The following is an 18,153-nucleotide window of genomic DNA, read 5'->3' as shown; positions in this document are numbered from 1 at the left end:
AACCCCTGCGCGTAATCCGGTAATCAGGCTGTCATTGCACGATTCGTTGCAACGATTTGCTCATGGGTGAACTGACTGCCAGAAGCCATGAACTTGGCCAGAAGTGCGTCCCGGTTTTGAGGCGCCTTCGTTTTATCTGCCGCACACAAGGCCGATTTCAGCTCCGGCAACGTCAGTTCGGTGCAATACGCTGGCGTGCCTGGCTGCTGGCGCCATGACTCCTCAAGGCTACCAGCGGCAAGCGCGGTGAAACCGGTATCTTCGACAAGAGCCTGCGCGATTGCCTCGGCATTGGCGTCATCCCCGGCGACAGGCAAGGCGATGCGTGTTGAAGACCCGGTGGGTTGGCCTTTGTCGGCAAGCGTCGCTGCGAGGACGGCGTTCCATGCCTTGATGATCGGGCGGCCAATCTGCTCGCTTACCCAGACGCTCTCGGGCTTGCCGTCGTCTACTTCTTTGATTGACCCGTCCCGTCCTGGATAGTAATTGGATGTGTCAATGACGACTTTGTCGGGAACATTACTCAACATCTGCTTGAGATCAGGGTATTTCGCAAAGGGGATCGAGAGAATGACAACGTCCACCTCGCCACGCTGAGTAGGAACCACCTTCAGGCGCCGTTCAAACAAGCGGTGCCCCGTCGAGGTGCTACCGACACGCTTAACATCATTCAGCCGGTGGTTTGTATCCTGCCAGCATTTTCAATACCTCATCGTGTGCCCCGTTCGCTTCAGCAAACCGCAATGGCTTGGCACGTTCGACGACAAGTTCGCATGGGGTCGGGGTGATCTCGAGCAGTTCGAAGATTTCATCCAGGAACTCATCCAAAGGCATGGCGTGTTCGTCATTTTCCTGACCGAGCAAAGTGGTCCGCACGCCCGGTGGCGCAAGCTCGATAACCTCGACTGACGAATCCTCCAGCTGCACGCGAAGACTTTGAGTGAACGAATGAACGGCTGCTTTGGTCGCGCTGTAGGTCGGTGTCGCAGGCAATGGGACGAATGCCAAAGCCGAACTGACATTCACGATCGTTGCACTGGGCTGCTTGATCAGTTGGGGTGTGAAGGCATACACCATGCGAATCGTGCCCAGCAGGTTCGTTGTCACGATATCTTCGGCTGTGCCCAGGTACTGGGAATCAGTCAGATCTTCCCAGTGCATGATGCCCGCATTGTTTATCAGAACGTTGAGATTCGGGTGGCTGATCGCAAGCGCTTCGCGGGCGTGCTCGATGGATTGTGGATCGGCGACGTCCAGCAATACCGATTCAATACCTGGATGTTCCGACACGATCTTGTCGAGCAGAGCCTTGCGACGTCCCGCGATGATGACGTTGTTTCCCGCCTTGTGCAGCCTGAGCGCCAGGCCGAGGCCAATGCCTGAAGTGCTGCCGGTAACCAGGATCGTGTTGCCAGTGCTGTTCATAGTAAACTCCGGTAAGAGTAGGTAAGCGGACAGGTGTCCACTTGCAGAAAAAACTACCGGACAACTGTCCGCTTTGCAATGCAGCGAAGGAAAAAACTTTGCCCAGGAATGACGAGTTGGCGATGCGTTCTGACGCCAAGAAAAACCGAGAACGAATTCTGAAAGTCGCTGTGGCGCAGTTGACACTCGATCCTGCTGTCCCGCTGAGCGCGATCGCGAAGAAAGCTGAAGTGGGACAGGGCACGTTCTATCGCCATTTCGCCAACAGAGAGGAACTGGTATTCGAGGTTTATCAATTCGAAATGCAGCAAGTGGCCTCGTTGGCGGAACAGCTGCTCGCGACAAAACCCCCTAAGGAAGCCCTCCGAGAATGGATGGATTGCCTCGCTGAATATGCAATGACAAAGGCGGGACTTGCGACCGCGATACGACAAGCAGCTTCCACCTACGAGTTTCCAGGAAAGTCGGGGTACGCCCCCGTCCAGGCAGCAGCCGAGTCGCTTTTGAGGGCGAATGAAAAGGCTGGAACGATTCGTAGCGGGGTTACCCACGACGATTTTTTTCTAGCCACTGCCGGCATATGGCAAATAGATTGCCAGGGCGAATGGCGCTCACGTCTTGCCAGATTGATGGACTTGGTCATGGACGGTCTATGCGCTGGCAGCCCCGAAAGCCTGAAGCAAAGAAACCAGTAGCATTCAAGTCGGCGGTCAGCGAACAGCTTGCCTACAACGACAGATGCAAAGGCGCTAGCATGAGCGTTTACTCATAGAAGGGAACATCATGCGGAACCTTCCTCCTTCTTCGAGCCTGCGCGCCTTTGAAGCCGCTACGCGGCACGCCACGTTCACCGCGGCGGCAGAGGAGTTGCATGTCACACAGAGCGCAGTGAGCCACCAGCTCAAGCATTTGGAACAGCTCTGGGGATTGCAACTGTTTCATCGCGGTAACTCACTGCACTTGACCTCGGCGGGCGCAGCGCTTGCGCCCATCGTCCGGGAGTTCTTCATGAAGCTCGAGGCCACCTTGGCCGATTTGCGCGAGCAAAACGGGCGGCAGCGGCTGAGCGTGAGCACGACCTATTCTTTCGCCTTGAAGTGGTTGCTGCCCAGGCTTCCCGATTTGGCGCAAGCGCATCCGGAAATCCTGCTTACCCTGGACAGTACCGATAGCCCCATCAACTTCTCGACGACAGACCCGGACGTGGCTATTCGCCTGGGCAACGGGCATTTCCCTTCGTTGTTTTCAGAATTCCTGTTCCGCGAGCAGATTTTCCCAGTCGCCAGCCCAGCGTTGCTTGCACGCTTTGGTACGCCTCAAACGGCCGCCGAATTGCTGCGCTATCCACTGCTTACGCGCGATGGCGCAGCGTTGGTGCCGAAATGGGAGCAATGGTTTGCCCAGGTGGGCGTCGAGGTCACGACCTTGAAGGAAAGCATCCGCTACGCAGATACCAATATGACCATCGAGGCGGCGCTCCTGGGACACGGTATCGCGCTGGCACGCAGCGGGCATGTCGAAGCCGAGCTCAATGACGGCCGTCTTGAAAGGCTTTTCGAACTGCCGTGCGCATCGCCCCTGGCGTATTACTTCGTATGCCCCAAGGGGATCGAGACTCAGCCTCATATCACCCGCTTTCGTCGTTGGCTGGTGACCCAGGCCCTGGACGCTCAGCACGCTTATGCATGAGGTTTTCCTCATGTAGGGATGAAGAGACTTTGCTTTTTCAGCGCTGCTCGATCGGTCTAGGATGATGCATGCCTTTACACATCATCTGCCTCGTCTTGTTCGCCGCGCTGCTACACGCCAGTTGGAATGCCATGCTGCGTGGGGGGGCCGACCGTTTGTGGTCCATGACCATCATGTGCGTGGCGATAGCCTTGGCGAGCGTCGTTGTGGCGGTGCTGTTGGAGCTACCCGCCCGTGCCAGCTGGTTTTGCATCGGACTCTCCGCTGTATTGCACGTGGGTTACAACCTGTTCCTGGTGCGCAGTTACAAGTCCGGCGACCTGGGCCAGACCTATCCAATCGCCCGCGGTGTATCCCCGATCCTGATTGTCCTGGCCGCCTCGCTGTTCGCGGACGAGCGCGTGGCACCGAGTGGACTGCTGGGTATTGCGTTGGTGTCGACCGGAATCCTCTCGCTGGCTTATACCGGGCGCCGGCGAGCGTTGCCTGACTTGCCCTATGCACTGGGGACTGGTTTTTTCATTGCCGCCTACAGCGTTGTCGATGGCATAGGTGTTCGCCTCTCCGGGGCGCCAATGGCCTACACCGCCTGGATGTGCCTGTTGTGGGGCGTGATGATGCCCCTGGTTTATATCGGACTGCGAGATGCCAGGAGCCTTTTTGCCTTGCGGCCAGGTATCACCGTGGCCTTCGCTGGCGGGCTGGTTTCATTGCTGGCCTACGGCGTCGTGATCTATGCCATGGCCCATGCCCCGATGGGGGCGGTGTCCGCCCTGCGCGAAACCAGTGTCATGTTCGCCGCTTTGATCGGGTACGCATTTCTTGGCGAAGCATTGACCTTGCGCAAGCTGTTGGCCTGCGCGGTCATTGCCCTCGGTACGCTGGTGATCGGCTGACGCTGCTTTTTTCATTGGGCTGTGAGGATTGACCATGAATGACCGTTCGCAAAAACCCGTGATCCTGATCACCGGAGGCGGGCGCGGGATCGGGGCGGCGACCGCCCTGCTGGCCGCTGAGCAAGGTTACGACGTCGTGCTGACCTACATCGCCGATGAGGCATCGGCGTTGGCGGTGGCCGCGCAAGTCGAGGCCAAGGGAGCCCGTGCCTTGGCGGTGCGCGCCGATAATGCCGACCCAGCCCAGGTCGCCGAACTCTTCGCCACCCTTGACCTACGCTTCGGACGAATCGATGTGCTGGTCAACAACGCTTCGATATTGGCACGCCAATCTCGCTTGGAGGATCTTGGCTTCGAGCGCATGCAGCGGATCTTTGCGGTCAACACCTTGGGCCCGATGCTCTGCGCGCAACACGCGACCCGGCGCATGGCTTACCGTTATGGCGGGCGTGGCGGTGCGGTCATCAATATTTCTTCGGCGTCAGCCCGCCTCGGTAGCCCGAATGAATACGTGGACTACGCAGCATCCAAGGGGGCGGTTGAAACGTTCACGACCGGTTATGCCAAGGAAGTGGCCCGGGAGGGTATTCGTGTCAACTGCGTTCGCCCCGGGCATATCTATACCCAGATGCATGCGAGTGGGGGAGAGCCGGGCAGAGTCGACCGGGTGAAGGAGACGATTCCCATGGGGCGCGGCGGACAACCGGAGGAGGTCGCGCGGGCCATTCTCTGGTTGGCGGGGCCGCAGGCTTCGTTTGTGACGGGCACCTTCCTGGATGTGACCGGAGGGAAGTAGACCGGCTATCGAGGTCTTCTTTCAGATTGCAGCGTCCGATTATTGCCGCTGTACCACGACCGGTCATGCCGTGTTCGAAGCGGCATGACCGGAGCGCTCTGCGGATTATTTTTGCGCCAGCAATGCCTTTCTTGTTGCCTTGTCATGTTTCATGGCGGCGATTTCACGCTCGCAGGCCTCGATATCGAACGAGTTGTCCCACTTGGCAATGGCGATGGTACCGATGCCATTACCGATCAGGTTGGTCACGGCTCGCGCTTCGTTCAGGAACCGGTCAATGCCCAAGAGCAAAACCAGGCCTACCAGAGGAATGGAGTGGATGGTTGTCAGCGTTGCAGCCAGCGTTACGAAGCCCGCACCCGCCACGCCAGCCGAGCCTTTTGAGGTCAGCAGGAACACGCCCAGCAGAATCATCTGGTCCGTAAAGGTCAGTGGTGTATTGGTCGCCTGGGCGATAAAGATGGCGGTCATGGTGAGATAGATGCAGGTGCCGTCCGCATTGAAGGTGTACCCCGTCGGCAACACCATGCCCACTACCGATTTTTTACAGCCAAGCTTTTCGAGCTTGACCATCATTCGCGGCAGTACGGCTTCGGTGGAGCAGGTACCGAGCGTGATGAGGATTTCATCCTTGAAATAACGCAGGAATTGCAGGAGTGGCATGCCCGACCATCTAGCCACCGTACCCAGCACGATCACGATGAAAATCAAGGTCGTGGTGTAGAGCGCGACCAGCAACTGGCCGAGTGACAGCAAGGTACCAATGCCGTACTTGCCGATGGTGAAAGCCATACCTGCACCGGCGCCGATCGGCGCCAAGCGCATCACCATTGCAACCACCTTGAACAGCCCTTGCAGGAACAGGTCAATGGTGTTGATCAGCGGCTTGCTGGTTTCGCCCATTTGAACCAGGGCAACCCCCATCAATACCGACAGCAGGATGACCTGGAGCATGACGCCATTGGAGAATGCGCCAAGGAAGGTCGGCGGGATGATATTGAGGAAGAAATCAATGATGCCGCCTTGCTCACTGGCCGCTTGGCTGTATTTGCCAATGGCGCTTCCATCCAGTGCGCTAGCGTTGATGTTCATACCCACACCAGGCTTCACGATGTTGACCACAATGAGGCCAACGATCAAGGCGATGGTTGAAAGGATCTCGAAGTAGACCAGCGCTTTGACGCCAATCCGCCCGACCTCCTTGATGCTGCCCATCTTCGCGATACCCACGACGACGGTACCGAAAAAATAATGGGCGCCAACAGCATTTTGATCAGCTTGATGAAGCCATCGGCGAAGGGTTGGAGCTTGGCTCCGATATCGGGCGCGAAGTAACCGATTGCCGCACCGATCACGATGCCGATCAGCACTTGCACATACAGTTGGCTGTACCAGCGGGTTCTGGAGATTTCCACGAAAGCACCTCATTTTATTCTTGTGATGGGCATGTGGCTTGCGTCAGTGGCGGACGCCTGATCCTGCGGTCTTTTTCAGAAAAACCGCAGAGCGAGAGGGATCAGCCTTCGCCCAGCTCACGCATGACGGCGTACAAAGCGGACTTGGCTTCAAAGCCAACACCTGGAATATCCGGCAGGCCGACATAACCATTTTCGACGCGGATGCCGTCAGCGAAGCCGCCAAAGGGCTGGAACACATCGGGGTACGATTCGTTGCCGCCCAGGTGCAAGCCCGCGGCGATGTTCAGGGACATCTGGTGACCACCGTGAGGCACTACGCGGCGGGAAGACCAACCCATTTCCTCCATCACCTTAAGGGTGCGCATGTACTCCACGAGCCCGTAGGACAGCGCACAGTCGAACTGCAAGTAGTCACGATCGGGGCGCATGCCGCCGTGGCGCAGAAGGTTGCGGGCGTCCTGGTGGGAGAACAGGTTTTCGCCGGTCGCCATGGGCAGTTCATAGTGGTTGGCAAGCTCGGCCTGCAAGGCGTAGTCCAGCGGATCGCCGACCTCTTCGTACCAGAAGAGGTTGTACTGCTTGATGGCTTCGGCGTAAGCGATACCGGTCTGGAGATCGAAACGACCGTTGGCATCGACCGCCAGTCGACGACCGTCCCCAACCACTTCAAGTACCGCCTCGATACGACGGATATCCTCGTCCAGCGGCACCGCACCAATCTTCATCTTGACGACATCGTAGCCACGATCCAGATAGCTCTGCATTTCCGCCTTGAGCTTGGTCTGGTCTTTGCCGGGGTAGTAGTAGCCGCCCGCTGCATAGACCCAGACCTTGTCATCGGCCAAGCCGTTACGGTAGCGATCAGCCAGCAGGCGATACAGCGGTTTGCCTTCGATCTTGGCAACGGCGTCCCATACCGCCATGTCGAGGGTGCCAACGGCGACCGAGCGCTCGCCGTGGCCGCCCGGCTTTTCGTTGGTCATCAAGGTCTTCCAGATGGCGAACGGATCCAGGTTGTTGTGCTCATGATCGACGAGCGTATCTGGATCCGCTTCCGTGATTCGTGCCAGGAAGCGATCACGCATCAGGGCGCCTTGGCCATAGCGACCATTGGAGTTGAAACCGTAGCCGATGACAGGCTTCCCCTCGCGAATCACGTCCGTGATGACAGCCACGACTGAGCAGGTCATTTTCGAAAAATCGATGTAGGCATTGGCGATTGGGGAGGCAATCGAAACGGTTTTTTCACGAATGTCTACGATGCGCATGGCGGGTTCCTCTTGTTGTTGATGGCCCCACGTTATGCGTTGCGATGCCCCCCGCCCAATGCTATTAATGCCGCACCCTATGCACAGGAGGCATGGCCCTTGGAGCTCGTTTGGCTTGAAGATTTCTCGGCGCTTGCGGAGTACGGCAGCTTCGTTCGGGCGGCTGAGGCGCGGCACGTTACCCAGCCCGCATTCAGTCGCAGGGTGCGGTCATTGGAGACCTGGATGGGAGTGCAGTTGTTCGTTCGAACGCCTCAAGGCGCGACGCTTACCGAAGCAGGCAGGCAAATTTTGCCGAGTGCTCAGGAGGCGGCCAGGCGCTTGTACAGAATGCGCAACGAGGCCCAAGAGATCGCTGGAATGGCCGCCAAGTCGCTTCAGTTCGCGGCCACTCACTCCCTGTCGTTTACATTTTTTCCAAAGTGGCTTCGAAGCTCGGAGAGCGGTGCTCCCATCGAGGCTGTGCAACTGCATTCGGCTAGCATGGCAGCCTGTGAGCAGATGCTCATACACGGTCAGGTTCAGTTTTTACTGTGCCACCGCCATCCCGATGTTCCTCCTCTGCTAGCCCCTGATCAGTTCATTGGCAAGAAGGTAGGTGAGGACGTTCTCGTTCCCCTTGCGAGTGCTTCCGCTAACTTCGGCACCTCGCCTGCGGCATTGCCCTACCTCGCTTACACCCATGAGTCCGGATTGGGGCGTATCGTCGCTCACAGATTGCGTGGCAAAGAGGATTACCTGCACCTCAAACCACTTTTTAGCAGCCATCTCGCAGCGGTACTCATGTCCATGGCCCTGGAAAGCAAAGGTGTGGCCTGGCTGCCCAAGAGCCTTACCGAACAGGAAATACTGGATGGGCGCTTGGTCCGGGCGCTCGACGAAAGCTGGGATATACCCCTGGAAATTCATCTGACCCGTCCAACAGCGCCACTCAGTCAATCGGCCGAAGCGTTCTGGGGCAGGGTGGGCAAGTGACCGCTTCTCACGTACACCTCTCTGCGCCTCTACGGAGTATTAACACCGTGATCTCATACGCGAGAACCGCTTTTCCCGTTGTCGTAGCGACTTCCACATCGAACACGACCCAGCCTCGGTTTGGGTTTTTGGTGTGAATGAGTAACCGGAGGACTTGAGCGCTAAGGTTGAGCTTGTCTCCTGGCACTACAGGAGCGATCAACCTGAACGCATCGATCTTCCCTCCCGCCACGAGGCTTGTTTGAAGAAACAACGCGTCGCACATCAAGCGCTGCGCAAAACCGAAAGTTTGCACCGCGCTGGCACAGTGCACCCCTAACGGGCTCGAATGGGCAAGGTCCGGATCGATATGCATATCCAGAGGATCGTACTCGATCGCAAAGGCAATAATTTGCTCCTCTGTGATGGCGGCAGACTGTGTGGCAGTCCATGTTCTGCCAAGCGTAAAGTCTTCCCAAAACAGCGCCTTTTCCATCGCGATGTCTCCATTTTTTGTGTCATGACCATTGAAGGTCCTGGAATGGATAGTGGCGCTGACCAGGGCTCACGGCAATGTTCAACCACCTCAGCCTGGCTGAACGCTTTGGACAGTGGGGGCTTGGCATCGAGGTTCTGACGGCGCTGTTAGCCAATTGATCTCAACCTGCACCACCTTCGGGTTGACACGCGTTGTGTTGGCGCGAGAACTTATTGACGCAACTTCGACCGCGAGGCCACCCGCAGAGAGAGCTACGCGTGCTCGCCCAAGACAAAGGGACTACTTCAATCAGCTTGGTGCATGAAGCCCTCGAGGGCGCATTGCGGCGCCAGCTGGATACCGCTGGCGTCCTGCAGCAAGCACGCATCGATCCTGAGCTCCTTACCTCGCCCCAGGCGCGCGTTTCGGCAGCTGCATTTTCTCGTTTGTGGGTTGCGCTTTCAGACCTTCTCGATGATGAGTTTTTCGGCATCGATAGTCACCCAATGCGAAGAGGCAGCTTCCGACTGATGTGCCAGGCGTCGATTGGTTCCACGTCGCTAGAGCAGGCATTGCATCGGATTTTGAAGTTTCTTCGGCTCGTACTCGACGACATCTACGGTGAACTGATGTTTGACGGCGACTGCGCCGTCATCGTCATTCATGATCACGGCGTTGAGCGACGCCTGTTCAGCTATGGAACCTGGCTGATCCTGGTCCATGGCCTGCTGTGCTGGCTGGGTAACAGGCGTATTCCAATTCAGGCGCTTTGCTTCAGGCCCTCCCGGCCAGCTGACGACAGCGACTACCGCATGCGTTTTTGCGAAGACATTCAGTTCGGTGCGCCAATCAGCTCTGTGCGATTTGACCGCAGTTTTTTAGATCTGAAAGTCGTGCAAACCAACGCCACCCTGTCGACCTTCATGAAGGAGTCGCCTGCCAGCCTGTTAGTCAAATATCGCAACGAAGACAGTATCAGCGTCCAGGTCCGAATGAGATTAAGAGGTCTGGACCCGGAACAATGGCCAGAGCTCGACAAGCTGGCGAAGGTTCTTGGCATGTCCTATTCGACCCTTCAGCGAAGGCTGCAGGCCGAAGGCATCAGTTACCAGCGCCTGAAGGACAACTTGCGGCGGGATATGGCAATCAACCTGCTCTGCCAGCCAGACATGACGGTCATGGAGGTGGCGGCGCTCACAGGTTTCCAGGAAAGCAGCGCCTTTCACCGGGCCTTCAAGAAATGGACTGGAGTCAGCCCGGGCGCCTATCGCCGATCTAACGCCGACGACTCAAGTGAGGGCTGAACAGCCCTGCATGTGTGCGCGCGAGTTTCCTTGAAAACTGCAACTCGTTTCCCGACCTGAACCCTCGGCGCTTTCACGCCAGCACCGCCCGGACGTGTCAGGCGGCCACGACTGTCCAAAACGGTCACGCAAAACGATGCCGTAGGGCATAGGCCACCGCCAACCCAACTCCTACGATGCGAACCAGGTAATCCCTGGGTGCGCGTCGATCAAGCAAGCCGCCGGTCGTTGAACCGGTGTGCCTTCTCCCCCGACCGCAACCACGACCATGCGCCTCGTGACGCAGGGACATGTGCACTTCACCAACAAAAACAAGATCGAAGGAGACACACTATGCAGCCGGTAAATGCACTTGCGGTGGACTCAACGTTCAACCGCTTCCATGGGCTCATACTTTTTTGGTGTGTGCTCATTCTGATCATCGATGGCTATGACCTCGCCGTCGTCGGCGCTGCTCTTCCGGCAATCATGAAAGACATGAACATCGATCCGACCAGCGCCGGCGTCATGGCCGGTGCTGCACTCTTTGGAACGATGCTTGGCGCAATTTTTCTTGGCACGCTGGCGGACCGCATTGGCCGGCCGAAAATGATCGCCATCTGCGTAGCGCTGTTCAGCATTTTTACCGCCGCGGCAGGGCTGACGAGCGACCCTATCAGTTTCAGCATCTCTCGCTTTATCGCCGGCCTTGGTATTGGCGGTGTACTGCCCATTTGTACAGCGCAGATGGGTGAGTTTTCCCCGCTCAAACTACGCACGCGCCTGGTGACCCTGGTTTTCGCGGGCTACTCCGTAGGCGGTATTCTGGTGGCGCTCACTGGCAAGCAGCTCATTGAGAGCTACGGCTGGCAGTGGGTGTTTTATGTAGCGCTGTTGCCTGTACTGTTGATCCCCCTGATTCTGAAGACCATGCCTGAGTCCATCGGTTATCTGCTCAAAACCGGCCGTCAGCAGGAGCTGCGGGCTATCGCGGGCAAAATAGACCCGACGCTCCAAATCGACGAGAACACCGTGATGGTGGGCAACGCTGCGGTCCTGGATAAGCAGCAGGCACCCGTTCGGCACCTGTTCAAGGAGGGCCGGGGTTTCAGCACGGTGATGATCTGGGCGGCGTTCATGACTGGCTTGTTTATGGTCTACGCCCTTAACTCGTGGCTGACCAAGCTGATGGCGATGGCTGGTTTCAGCCTGGGCTCGGCGTTGAATTTTGTGATTGTGTTCAACGTGGGCGCCATCGTGGGGGCTATTGGTGGTGGCTGGCTGAGCGACAAGCTCAACATCAAGCACGTGCTGGTAGGTTTCTACATCGTCGGCGCCATTGCGCTGACTGTCTTGGGCTATACGCGCTCAACGACGTTATTGTTTCCGGTGGTATTCGTTGTCGGGGCGTCCACCTTGGGTACCCAGTTGCTGGCCTATGCCTATGCGGGTGATTTCTACCCCTCAACGATTCGTTCGACCGGCGTGGGCTTTGCGTCGGGGGTCGGTCGAATCGGCGCCATCGTTGCCCCGGTTCTTATCGGCTGGCTGGTGTCATTGAACCTGCCGCTCGAGAAAAACTTCATGGCCATCAGCCTGGCTGGCCTGATTGGCGCGGCCGCGGTCACCCTGATCAATCAATCGCGCGCTGACTCTACACACGTTCGAAAGGCAACGGCCCTCACGCACTGACAAGCGTTGCGTATCCCCTGTACCCGAATCTGTAAGCCATAAGGCCTGAAAATGAACCGCTTATCCCAGCCGCCAGTACCAGCTGAGCTACTTAGCCAGACGATTGATTGGGCGATCGCTTCACGACGCAGCATTCGGGCGTATCTGCCCACGCCTGTACCACGGGAAGAAATCGAGGCGATCCTGGACGTCGCCCGTTTTTGCGCGACAGGCGTGAACATGCAGCCTTGGCGTGTCCACGTAATCACCGGTGCCGCCAAGGCTCAGGTTTCAAAGGCTATCGCTGAACTGGACAACGATCCGTCGCTCAGCGGTGACCTTGAAGACGCCTACGAGTACTACCCACGAGAATGGACATCGCCGTATGTGGACCGGCGCAGGAAAGTGGGTTGGGACCTCTATGGCCTGCTGGGCATCGCCAAAGGTGACAAACAGCGCATGCACGCTCAGCACGGACGCAACTACCGTTTCTTCGATGCGCCTGTCGGTTTGCTCTTCACCATTGACCGGGTGCTCAAGGAGGGGAGCCTGCTGGACTACGGCATGTTTTTGCAGGCGGTGATGGTGGCGGCGCGAGGAAGGGGGTTGCATACCTGCCCGCAGGCAGCCTTTTTGAAGTACCACGAGGTTATTTCCAACGCGCTCGAGATTCCCGCCGAACAGATGCTGGTATGCGGAATGAGTCTTGGCTACGCCGACGAAAACAGCATTGAAAATACGTTGGTGACTGATCGTGAGCCCGTGAGCGCGTTCACTACGTTTCATCACAATAATAAGGAGTCAACACCATGAAGCCTGGTGCCTACGAGAATGGGTTGGAGCAATCCAAGGCCAACTATCTGCCCCTGACACCCCTTGGTTTTCTGGATCGCGCGGCCCTTGTCCACCCGGACCGGGTCGCCGTGGTGCATGGTGACCTGCGCAGAACGTGGCGCCAAACGCGCGAACGCTGCTATCGGCTCGCCAGTGCGCTTTCCAACGAGGGCATGGGGGCAGGGGACACGGTGTCGATCCTGTCCCCCAACACCCCTGCCATGCTCGAAGCCCATTTTGGCGTGCCGCTTTGCGGCGCGGTGCTCAATACCGTCAACTACCGCCTCGATGCGGAAGGCGTGGCATTCATCCTGCGTCATGGGGAATGCAAGCTTCTGTTGGTGGATCGCGAGTTTGCGGCACTCGCGGTTGCCGCCCTCGAACGTCTCGAGCATCCACCCGTGGTCATCGACATCAATGATCACTTGGCGCCCCTGGGCAACAGCATTGGCGATGTCGACTACGAAACCTTTATCGGCCGCGGCAGCCCGGATTTCCAAGGCGTGTGGCCCAGTGATGAGTGGCAGCCCATCGCACTCAATTACACGTCCGGCACCACAGGCGATCCGAAGGGGGTCGTGGCCAGCCATCGCGGTACCTATCTCATGAGCATGCTGCAGATGACCAACTGGCCCCTTTCCCGGGCGCCACGGTACCTGTGGACATTGCCTATGTTCCACGCCAACGGCTGGTGTTTTACCTGGGCTATCACTGCCGCTGCTGGCACCCACGTGTGTTTGAGGAAGGTCTCGGCAGAAGCGGTGTTCGATGCGATCGATACCCAGGGTGTCGATCACTTCTGCGCGGCACCGATTGTCATGGCCATGATCGCCAACTCAGCCGATCGTCCCCCGCTTGAAACGCCGGTTCGCGTGCTGACGGCGGGCTCTCCGCCTCCGGCAACCGTGCTTGATGCCGTCGTTTCCTTAGGCTTCGACGTTGACCATGTGTACGGCATTACCGAAGTATCCGGCACACCGATCAGCTGCGTCTGGCAGGACGGTTGGAACGCGCTCGCGCAGAGTGACCAAGGCGCCTTGCGCGTACGCCAGGGCGCTCGCGCGGCTGGATTTGAGGGCCTGATGGTGGCTGACGCTGAGACCCTGCAGCCGGTTCCAAAAGACGGCCACACCACCGGAGAACTGCTGCTCAAAGGCAACACCGTGATGATGGGTTATCTGAAAAACGAAAACGCGACGCGCAAAGCCTTTGAAGGTGGCTGGTTCCACACCGGTGATGTCGCAGTGGTGCACCCTAACGGTTACATACAAATCACCGACCGCTGCAAGGACGTCATCATTTCCGGAGGAGAGAATATCTCGTCCGTCGAAATCGAAGAAGCCATCCACTGTCATCCGGCTGTTTTGCATGCAGCCGTCGTCGCGCAACCTGATGACATATGGGGCGAGGTGCCGTGCGCGTTTATCGAACTCAAAGGCGGGGCTGAGCGGCCTACCGAAGCCGACATGATCGCGTTCTGCCAAGCGCGCCTTGCCCGCTTCAAATGTCCTCGCAGAGTGATCTTCATGGAATTGCCCAAGACCGCGACCGGGAAAATCCAGAAGTTTCTTCTGCGAGAACAGGCCGGCAGTCGCGATGCAATTGTGCGTTTAGCATCGAGTGGTTGAACCGGGTTCAGTTCGCCCAAGGCGGTCGGGCTCAATCGTTGATATTCCCACCGCATCTTCATCGAGCGTTTCGCATCCAACTCACACGCTGCCACCCATCAAGCAGTGAGCACTCATGCACACTACAAAAACAAAGGGCGCCCACAATGTCGAACAAAAACAATAAACTGTGGTTGGTTTTAGCTATTGCTTCCCCAGCATCCGTGGCATACGCCGACATCGTAAAGGATGCAAAAGGAAGTCTGGAACTCCGTAATTTTTACTACAACCGCGATTACCGAAACGACGGGGCAACCCAATCGAAGCGGGATGAATGGGCTCAAGGTTTCATTCTTAATCTGCAGTCAGGCTTCACCGAGGGCAGGGTTGGCTTCGGTATCGATGCCCAAGGCCTTCTAGGTGTGAAGCTGGACTCGAGTTCGGATCGAACGGGTTCTGGACTCCTCGCCTACGATTCCCAGCGGAACGTCGAAGACGAGTACGCAAAGATGACCTTGACCGCGAAAGCGCGTATGGGGCGAAGTGAATTGAAGATAGGCGGGCTCAGCCCGCTGATGCCCTTGCTATGGAGCAACAACAGCAGGCTGCTGCCGCAAGTGTTTCGCGGCGGCATGCTGGTATCCAATGACCTGGATCCACTCTCCGTGACTGCGATAAGAGTCAATGCCGTCAGGCAGCGTAACTCCACTGACTTCGAGTCTCTAACCACATTTGGCTATCGGGCTATCGAAGCCGATCACTTCAACTATCTTGCTTTCGACTATAAGGCTCTACCCACGCTGACGCTCAGTGCGCATGCCGCACAGCTTGAGGATCTATATCGGTCGAATTTCTTTGGCATGAAGCTGAACCAACCCATCACGCACGGTAGCGTTATCGCAGACATTCGCCTGTTCGATGCGAAAGAAACCGGAGATAAGAATTTAGGGGAGGTGGACAATCGGACACTGAGTAGCTACTTCGCTTACAGCCTTCAAGGTCATACCTTGGGTGGTGGATATCAGAAAGCATGGGGCGACACCCCGTTCGCCTTTGTTAATGGAACGGACACCTATCTGTTCGCTGAGTCGCTCGCGAGTACATTTACAGCGCCCAATGAACGTATCTGGTTCGCGCGCTATGACTTCGACTTCGTCGCCGTTGGCGTGCCCGGGCTTACCCTCGGCCTCAAGTATGTGAGCGGTCAGGACGTTGACCCAACGCTGCTGACGACACGCCAAGCGGCTGCGTTGAGAGCGGAAGACGAAGAGGGGAAAGAGTGGGAGCGTGTGACTGACCTTACTTACGTTGTGCAAAGCGGCCCGGCGAAAGGTGTCGCCGTGCAGTGGAGAAACTCGACCAATCGCTCGACCTATGCCGACAGCGCGAACGAAAACCGCCTCATCGTTCGTTATACGGTGAACTTCTAGTCGAGCATCGGGCGCTTTCCTCAGTCGGCTTCTTCAATGGTTTTTTCTGGGATGCCTGGCTTTCATCGCCGCGTTCAGCAGCTTTGATGCGCACAACAAGAGGTTCATCCCGCAGCTGTTGTAATCGGGTCATACAACGACAAGCGCCGCTGCTCCCTGGTCGGGACAGCGGCGTTATTGTCTAACGTTTGCGGCTATTTGTAATGTTGCTCAAACACCGCCAACTGCTCGGGCTTGATCAACTGAAAGGGCACCCAGACGTCCGTTTCCACCGGTTCTCCCTTGATCATCTTGAGTGCGGCCTGTACCGCGCTGGTCGCCTGGGCCTTGGGGTCTTGGAACACCGAGGCGACCAGCATCCCGCGCTTGATCGCCGCCAGGCCGTCGGGCAGGCCGTCGATACCGACGATGGCGACCTCGCCCTTGGCTTTGCCGGCCTGCTGCAAGGCCATGGCCGCACCAATGGCCATCTCGTCGTTGTTGGCGACGATGGCGTCAAACCGACTGCCGGCCAGCAACCAGTTACTGGTCAGGTCCATCCCTTTGTTGCGCTGCCACTCGGCACTTTGCTGCTCGACGATCTTGATCCCGGGATAGTCCTTGAGCACCTGTTTGACGCCTTCGGTGCGGTCGTGGGTGGCGTTTTGCGCCAGGTCGCCCATGATGATCGCCAGGTTGCCCTGGCCTGCCGCCGGTTTCGCGCTGTCGATCATCCTGGTGGTCAGCCTGCAAGTGCTGTTGTTCGGTATCAACCCGTGGATGGCCTTGTTGACCATTCCCCTGGCGATCTGCCTCGCGGCGGTGGCGGCCCGGGTGGTCGGCGCCACGGGTATTCCGCCGATCGGGGCCATCGGGCAATTGTCCCAACTGAGTTTCGGCATCGTCGCCCCGGGGCAGGTGCCGATCAACCTGATGAGCGCCAATACCGCCGGTGGTTCGGCCGGGCAGTGCACCGACTTGATGAACGACTTCAAGGTCGGCCGGGCGATTGGCGCCACGCCGCGCAAGCAATTGATCGCCCAGACCCTGGGCATTTTCATCGGTAGCATCGTCGGCGTGCTGGCCTATCTGGCCCTGATCCCGGACCCGCAAACCATGCTGCTCACCGAAGAGTGGCCGGCCCCGGCGGTCGCCACCTGGAAGGCCGTGGCGCAAACCCTGACCCTGGGCCTGGATTCGCTGTCAGCGAGCATTCGCTGGGCGATTTTCATCGGCGGCCTGGTGGGTTTGTTGTTGGGGATCCTCGACAGCCTGCTGCCGGCGCATCGGGCCCGCTACCTGCCGAGCACGGCGGCCTTGGGCCTGGCCTTCGTCCTGCCGGCCTCGGTGTCCCTGATGATGGCGCTCGGTGCGGTGCTGACGTGGCTGGTGAGCTGTCGCTGGCCGAGCCTCACCGAACGCTTCGCCATTACCGCGGCGGCGGGGTTGATTGCCGGGGAGAGCATTACCGGGGTGGGGGCTTCGTTGTGGCAGATGCTTGGCAATGGGTGAGGGCGACCTCAGTTATCAGGAAACGGCAACGACAGAAGCCAGGCACTGAAGGCCTTCAACGCCGGCAGGTGTTGGTATCGGCTCGCGTAGACAAGGTAATAGCGGCGTCCGCTTTCCATCGGTTCAAACAGCGCTACCAGGTCGCCGCTCTTCAGCTCATCCTGGACCAGGATTTGTGGAACCAGCCCAATCCCGATCCCCGCCGACACGGCTTGGATCAGGTGGGCAGTCAGCTCGAAGCTCGGGCCGGATCGCATGTTGCGGTGGTCGACGTTGTGCTTGTCGAACCAGTCCGGCCAGGCTCCCGGCCTTGATACGACGTTCAACAAGGCATGCTCGGCAACGTTCGCCGGCGACATGGCGCGGTACTCGGGCAGTGCGGTCGGGCTGGCGATCACCACCAGCTTTTCCGTGAGCAACTGATGTGCAATGTAGCCAGGCCACTCCCCCGAGCCTGCGCAGATGATCGCATTCATGTCGTGGGTGGAGGATTGAACGTCCTCGCGGATGATCCTCGAATGTATGTGCACCAGCAGGTCCGGATGCTTGGCATAGAATTCATGCATCCGCGGCAGCAGCCATTTGGAACCGAGGGTTGGCAGCACGGCCAGGTTCAATGGGCCGGTGTCGCTCTTGTAGGCGATGGCCTGCAACGTTGCGCTTCGAATACGCCCCAACGCGGCCGCCAACTCGTGCTGATACAGCGCGCCGGCGGCGGTCAGTTCAATCTTTCGGCCTTCGCGGCGGAAGAGTTCGATTTCAAGTTGCGCCTCCAGGGTCTGCACCTGCCGGCTGACGGCGCTTTGCGTCAGTGCCAACTCTTCCGCGGCCTTGGTGAAGCTGCAATGGCGTGCGGCGGCCTCAAAGGCAACCAGCAGCGACATCGAGGGCGTCAGTCGTCTAGGGTTCATTC

15 protein-coding genes and 3 pseudogenes are annotated in these 18,153 nt (G+C 58.2%); 11 read left to right on the top strand and 7 right to left on the bottom strand.

Annotated elements, in window-relative coordinates; translation table 11 throughout:
- Positions 1 to 23 precede the first annotated feature (23 nt).
- Positions 24 to 629, bottom strand: coding sequence for an NADPH-dependent F420 reductase (locus tag BLU85_RS13340; RefSeq protein WP_256572876.1), 606 nt, complete (start codon positions 627 to 629; stop codon positions 24 to 26).
- A 37-nt stretch (positions 630 to 666) separates the two neighbouring features.
- Positions 667 to 1,425 carry an SDR family oxidoreductase gene (locus BLU85_RS13335; RefSeq protein ID WP_092203505.1) on the bottom strand — a complete coding sequence of 253 codons (759 nt, stop codon included), beginning with the start codon at positions 1,423 to 1,425 and terminating at the stop codon, positions 667 to 669.
- 122 nt (positions 1,426 to 1,547) lie between these two features.
- Between BLU85_RS13335 and BLU85_RS13330 the strand changes: the two genes are divergently transcribed.
- From BLU85_RS13330 to BLU85_RS13315, 4 genes are all read left to right on the top strand, one after another.
- Positions 1,548 to 2,120 carry a TetR/AcrR family transcriptional regulator gene (locus BLU85_RS13330; protein ID WP_092203652.1) on the top strand — a complete coding sequence of 191 codons (573 nt, stop codon included), beginning with the start codon at positions 1,548 to 1,550 and terminating at the stop codon, positions 2,118 to 2,120.
- Positions 2,121 to 2,208: 88 nt separating this feature from the next.
- Complete coding sequence (gene gcvA / locus BLU85_RS13325) at positions 2,209 to 3,114, top strand: transcriptional regulator GcvA (RefSeq protein WP_092203507.1); 906 nt, start codon at positions 2,209 to 2,211, stop codon at positions 3,112 to 3,114.
- A gap of 68 nt (positions 3,115 to 3,182) precedes the next feature.
- Positions 3,183 to 4,010 carry a DMT family transporter gene (locus BLU85_RS13320; protein ID WP_092203509.1) on the top strand — a complete coding sequence of 276 codons (828 nt, stop codon included), beginning with the start codon at positions 3,183 to 3,185 and terminating at the stop codon, positions 4,008 to 4,010.
- Between the two features lie 34 nt (positions 4,011 to 4,044).
- Positions 4,045 to 4,806 carry a glucose 1-dehydrogenase gene (locus BLU85_RS13315; protein WP_092203511.1) on the top strand — a complete coding sequence of 254 codons (762 nt, stop codon included), beginning with the start codon at positions 4,045 to 4,047 and terminating at the stop codon, positions 4,804 to 4,806.
- A gap of 105 nt (positions 4,807 to 4,911) precedes the next feature.
- Here the strand turns inward: BLU85_RS13315 and dctA are convergent.
- Positions 4,912 to 6,221 (bottom strand): annotated as a pseudogene (gene dctA, locus BLU85_RS13310) (C4-dicarboxylate transporter DctA).
- 101 nt (positions 6,222 to 6,322) lie between these two features.
- Positions 6,323 to 7,492, bottom strand: coding sequence for a mandelate racemase/muconate lactonizing enzyme family protein (locus BLU85_RS13305; RefSeq protein WP_092203513.1), 1,170 nt, complete (start codon positions 7,490 to 7,492; stop codon positions 6,323 to 6,325).
- A 99-nt stretch (positions 7,493 to 7,591) separates the two neighbouring features.
- Between BLU85_RS13305 and BLU85_RS13300 the strand changes: the two genes are divergently transcribed.
- The gene (locus tag BLU85_RS13300) at positions 7,592 to 8,467 is read left to right on the top strand and encodes a LysR family transcriptional regulator (RefSeq protein WP_092203515.1); all 876 of its coding nucleotides are present in this window, start codon (positions 7,592 to 7,594) and stop codon (positions 8,465 to 8,467) included.
- Positions 8,468 to 8,474: 7 nt separating this feature from the next.
- Here the strand turns inward: BLU85_RS13300 and BLU85_RS13295 are convergent, their stop codons facing one another.
- Positions 8,475 to 8,942: a MaoC/PaaZ C-terminal domain-containing protein gene (locus BLU85_RS13295; protein WP_092203517.1), complete on the bottom strand. Its 468-nt coding sequence runs from the start codon at positions 8,940 to 8,942 to the stop codon at positions 8,475 to 8,477.
- A gap of 260 nt (positions 8,943 to 9,202) precedes the next feature.
- Between BLU85_RS13295 and BLU85_RS13290 the strand changes: the two genes are divergently transcribed.
- The 5 genes from BLU85_RS13290 (at position 9,203) to BLU85_RS13270 (ending at position 15,749) form a co-directional block, all read left to right on the top strand.
- On the top strand, positions 9,203 to 10,228 hold the full coding sequence (locus tag BLU85_RS13290; RefSeq protein WP_092203519.1) for an AraC family transcriptional regulator: 1,026 nt from the start codon (positions 9,203 to 9,205) through the stop codon (positions 10,226 to 10,228).
- A gap of 333 nt (positions 10,229 to 10,561) precedes the next feature.
- Positions 10,562 to 11,899: an MFS transporter gene (locus tag BLU85_RS13285; RefSeq protein WP_092203521.1), complete on the top strand. Its 1,338-nt coding sequence runs from the start codon at positions 10,562 to 10,564 to the stop codon at positions 11,897 to 11,899.
- Between the two features lie 51 nt (positions 11,900 to 11,950).
- Positions 11,951 to 12,691, top strand: a complete 741-nt coding sequence (locus tag BLU85_RS13280) for a nitroreductase (RefSeq protein WP_092203523.1) — start codon at positions 11,951 to 11,953, stop codon at positions 12,689 to 12,691.
- Complete coding sequence (locus BLU85_RS13275; RefSeq protein WP_092203525.1) at positions 12,688 to 14,340, top strand: AMP-binding protein; 1,653 nt, start codon at positions 12,688 to 12,690, stop codon at positions 14,338 to 14,340. Before BLU85_RS13280 ends, BLU85_RS13275 begins: the two co-directional genes overlap by 4 nt.
- A gap of 146 nt (positions 14,341 to 14,486) precedes the next feature.
- Positions 14,487 to 15,749: an OprD family porin gene (locus BLU85_RS13270; RefSeq protein ID WP_092203527.1), complete on the top strand. Its 1,263-nt coding sequence runs from the start codon at positions 14,487 to 14,489 to the stop codon at positions 15,747 to 15,749.
- 194 nt (positions 15,750 to 15,943) lie between these two features.
- On the opposite strand, the pseudogene BLU85_RS13265 reads toward BLU85_RS13270, so the two are convergent.
- Positions 15,944 to 16,435 (bottom strand): annotated as a pseudogene (locus BLU85_RS13265) (substrate-binding domain-containing protein); the annotation flags it as partial.
- Between BLU85_RS13265 and BLU85_RS13260 the strand changes: the two are divergent.
- A pseudogene (locus BLU85_RS13260) lies at positions 16,434 to 17,240 on the top strand (OPT/YSL family transporter); the annotation flags it as partial. The pseudogenes BLU85_RS13265 and BLU85_RS13260 overlap by 2 nt on opposite strands.
- Before the next feature lie 8 nt (positions 17,241 to 17,248).
- Here the strand turns inward: BLU85_RS13260 and BLU85_RS13255 are convergent.
- Entirely contained in the window at positions 17,249 to 18,151 is a 903-nt protein-coding gene (locus BLU85_RS13255) for a LysR substrate-binding domain-containing protein (RefSeq protein WP_092203529.1), read from the bottom strand.
- Positions 18,152 to 18,153: the final 2 nt, after the last annotated feature.

The sequence above is a fragment of the Pseudomonas sp. NFACC14 genome, assembly GCF_900106885.1.
GTDB classification, from domain to species: Bacteria; Pseudomonadota; Gammaproteobacteria; order Pseudomonadales; family Pseudomonadaceae; genus Aquipseudomonas; species Aquipseudomonas fluorescens_AA.
Note: the sequence above shows the minus strand (reverse complement) of the source record. Positions and strands in the feature narration are given on the sequence as shown.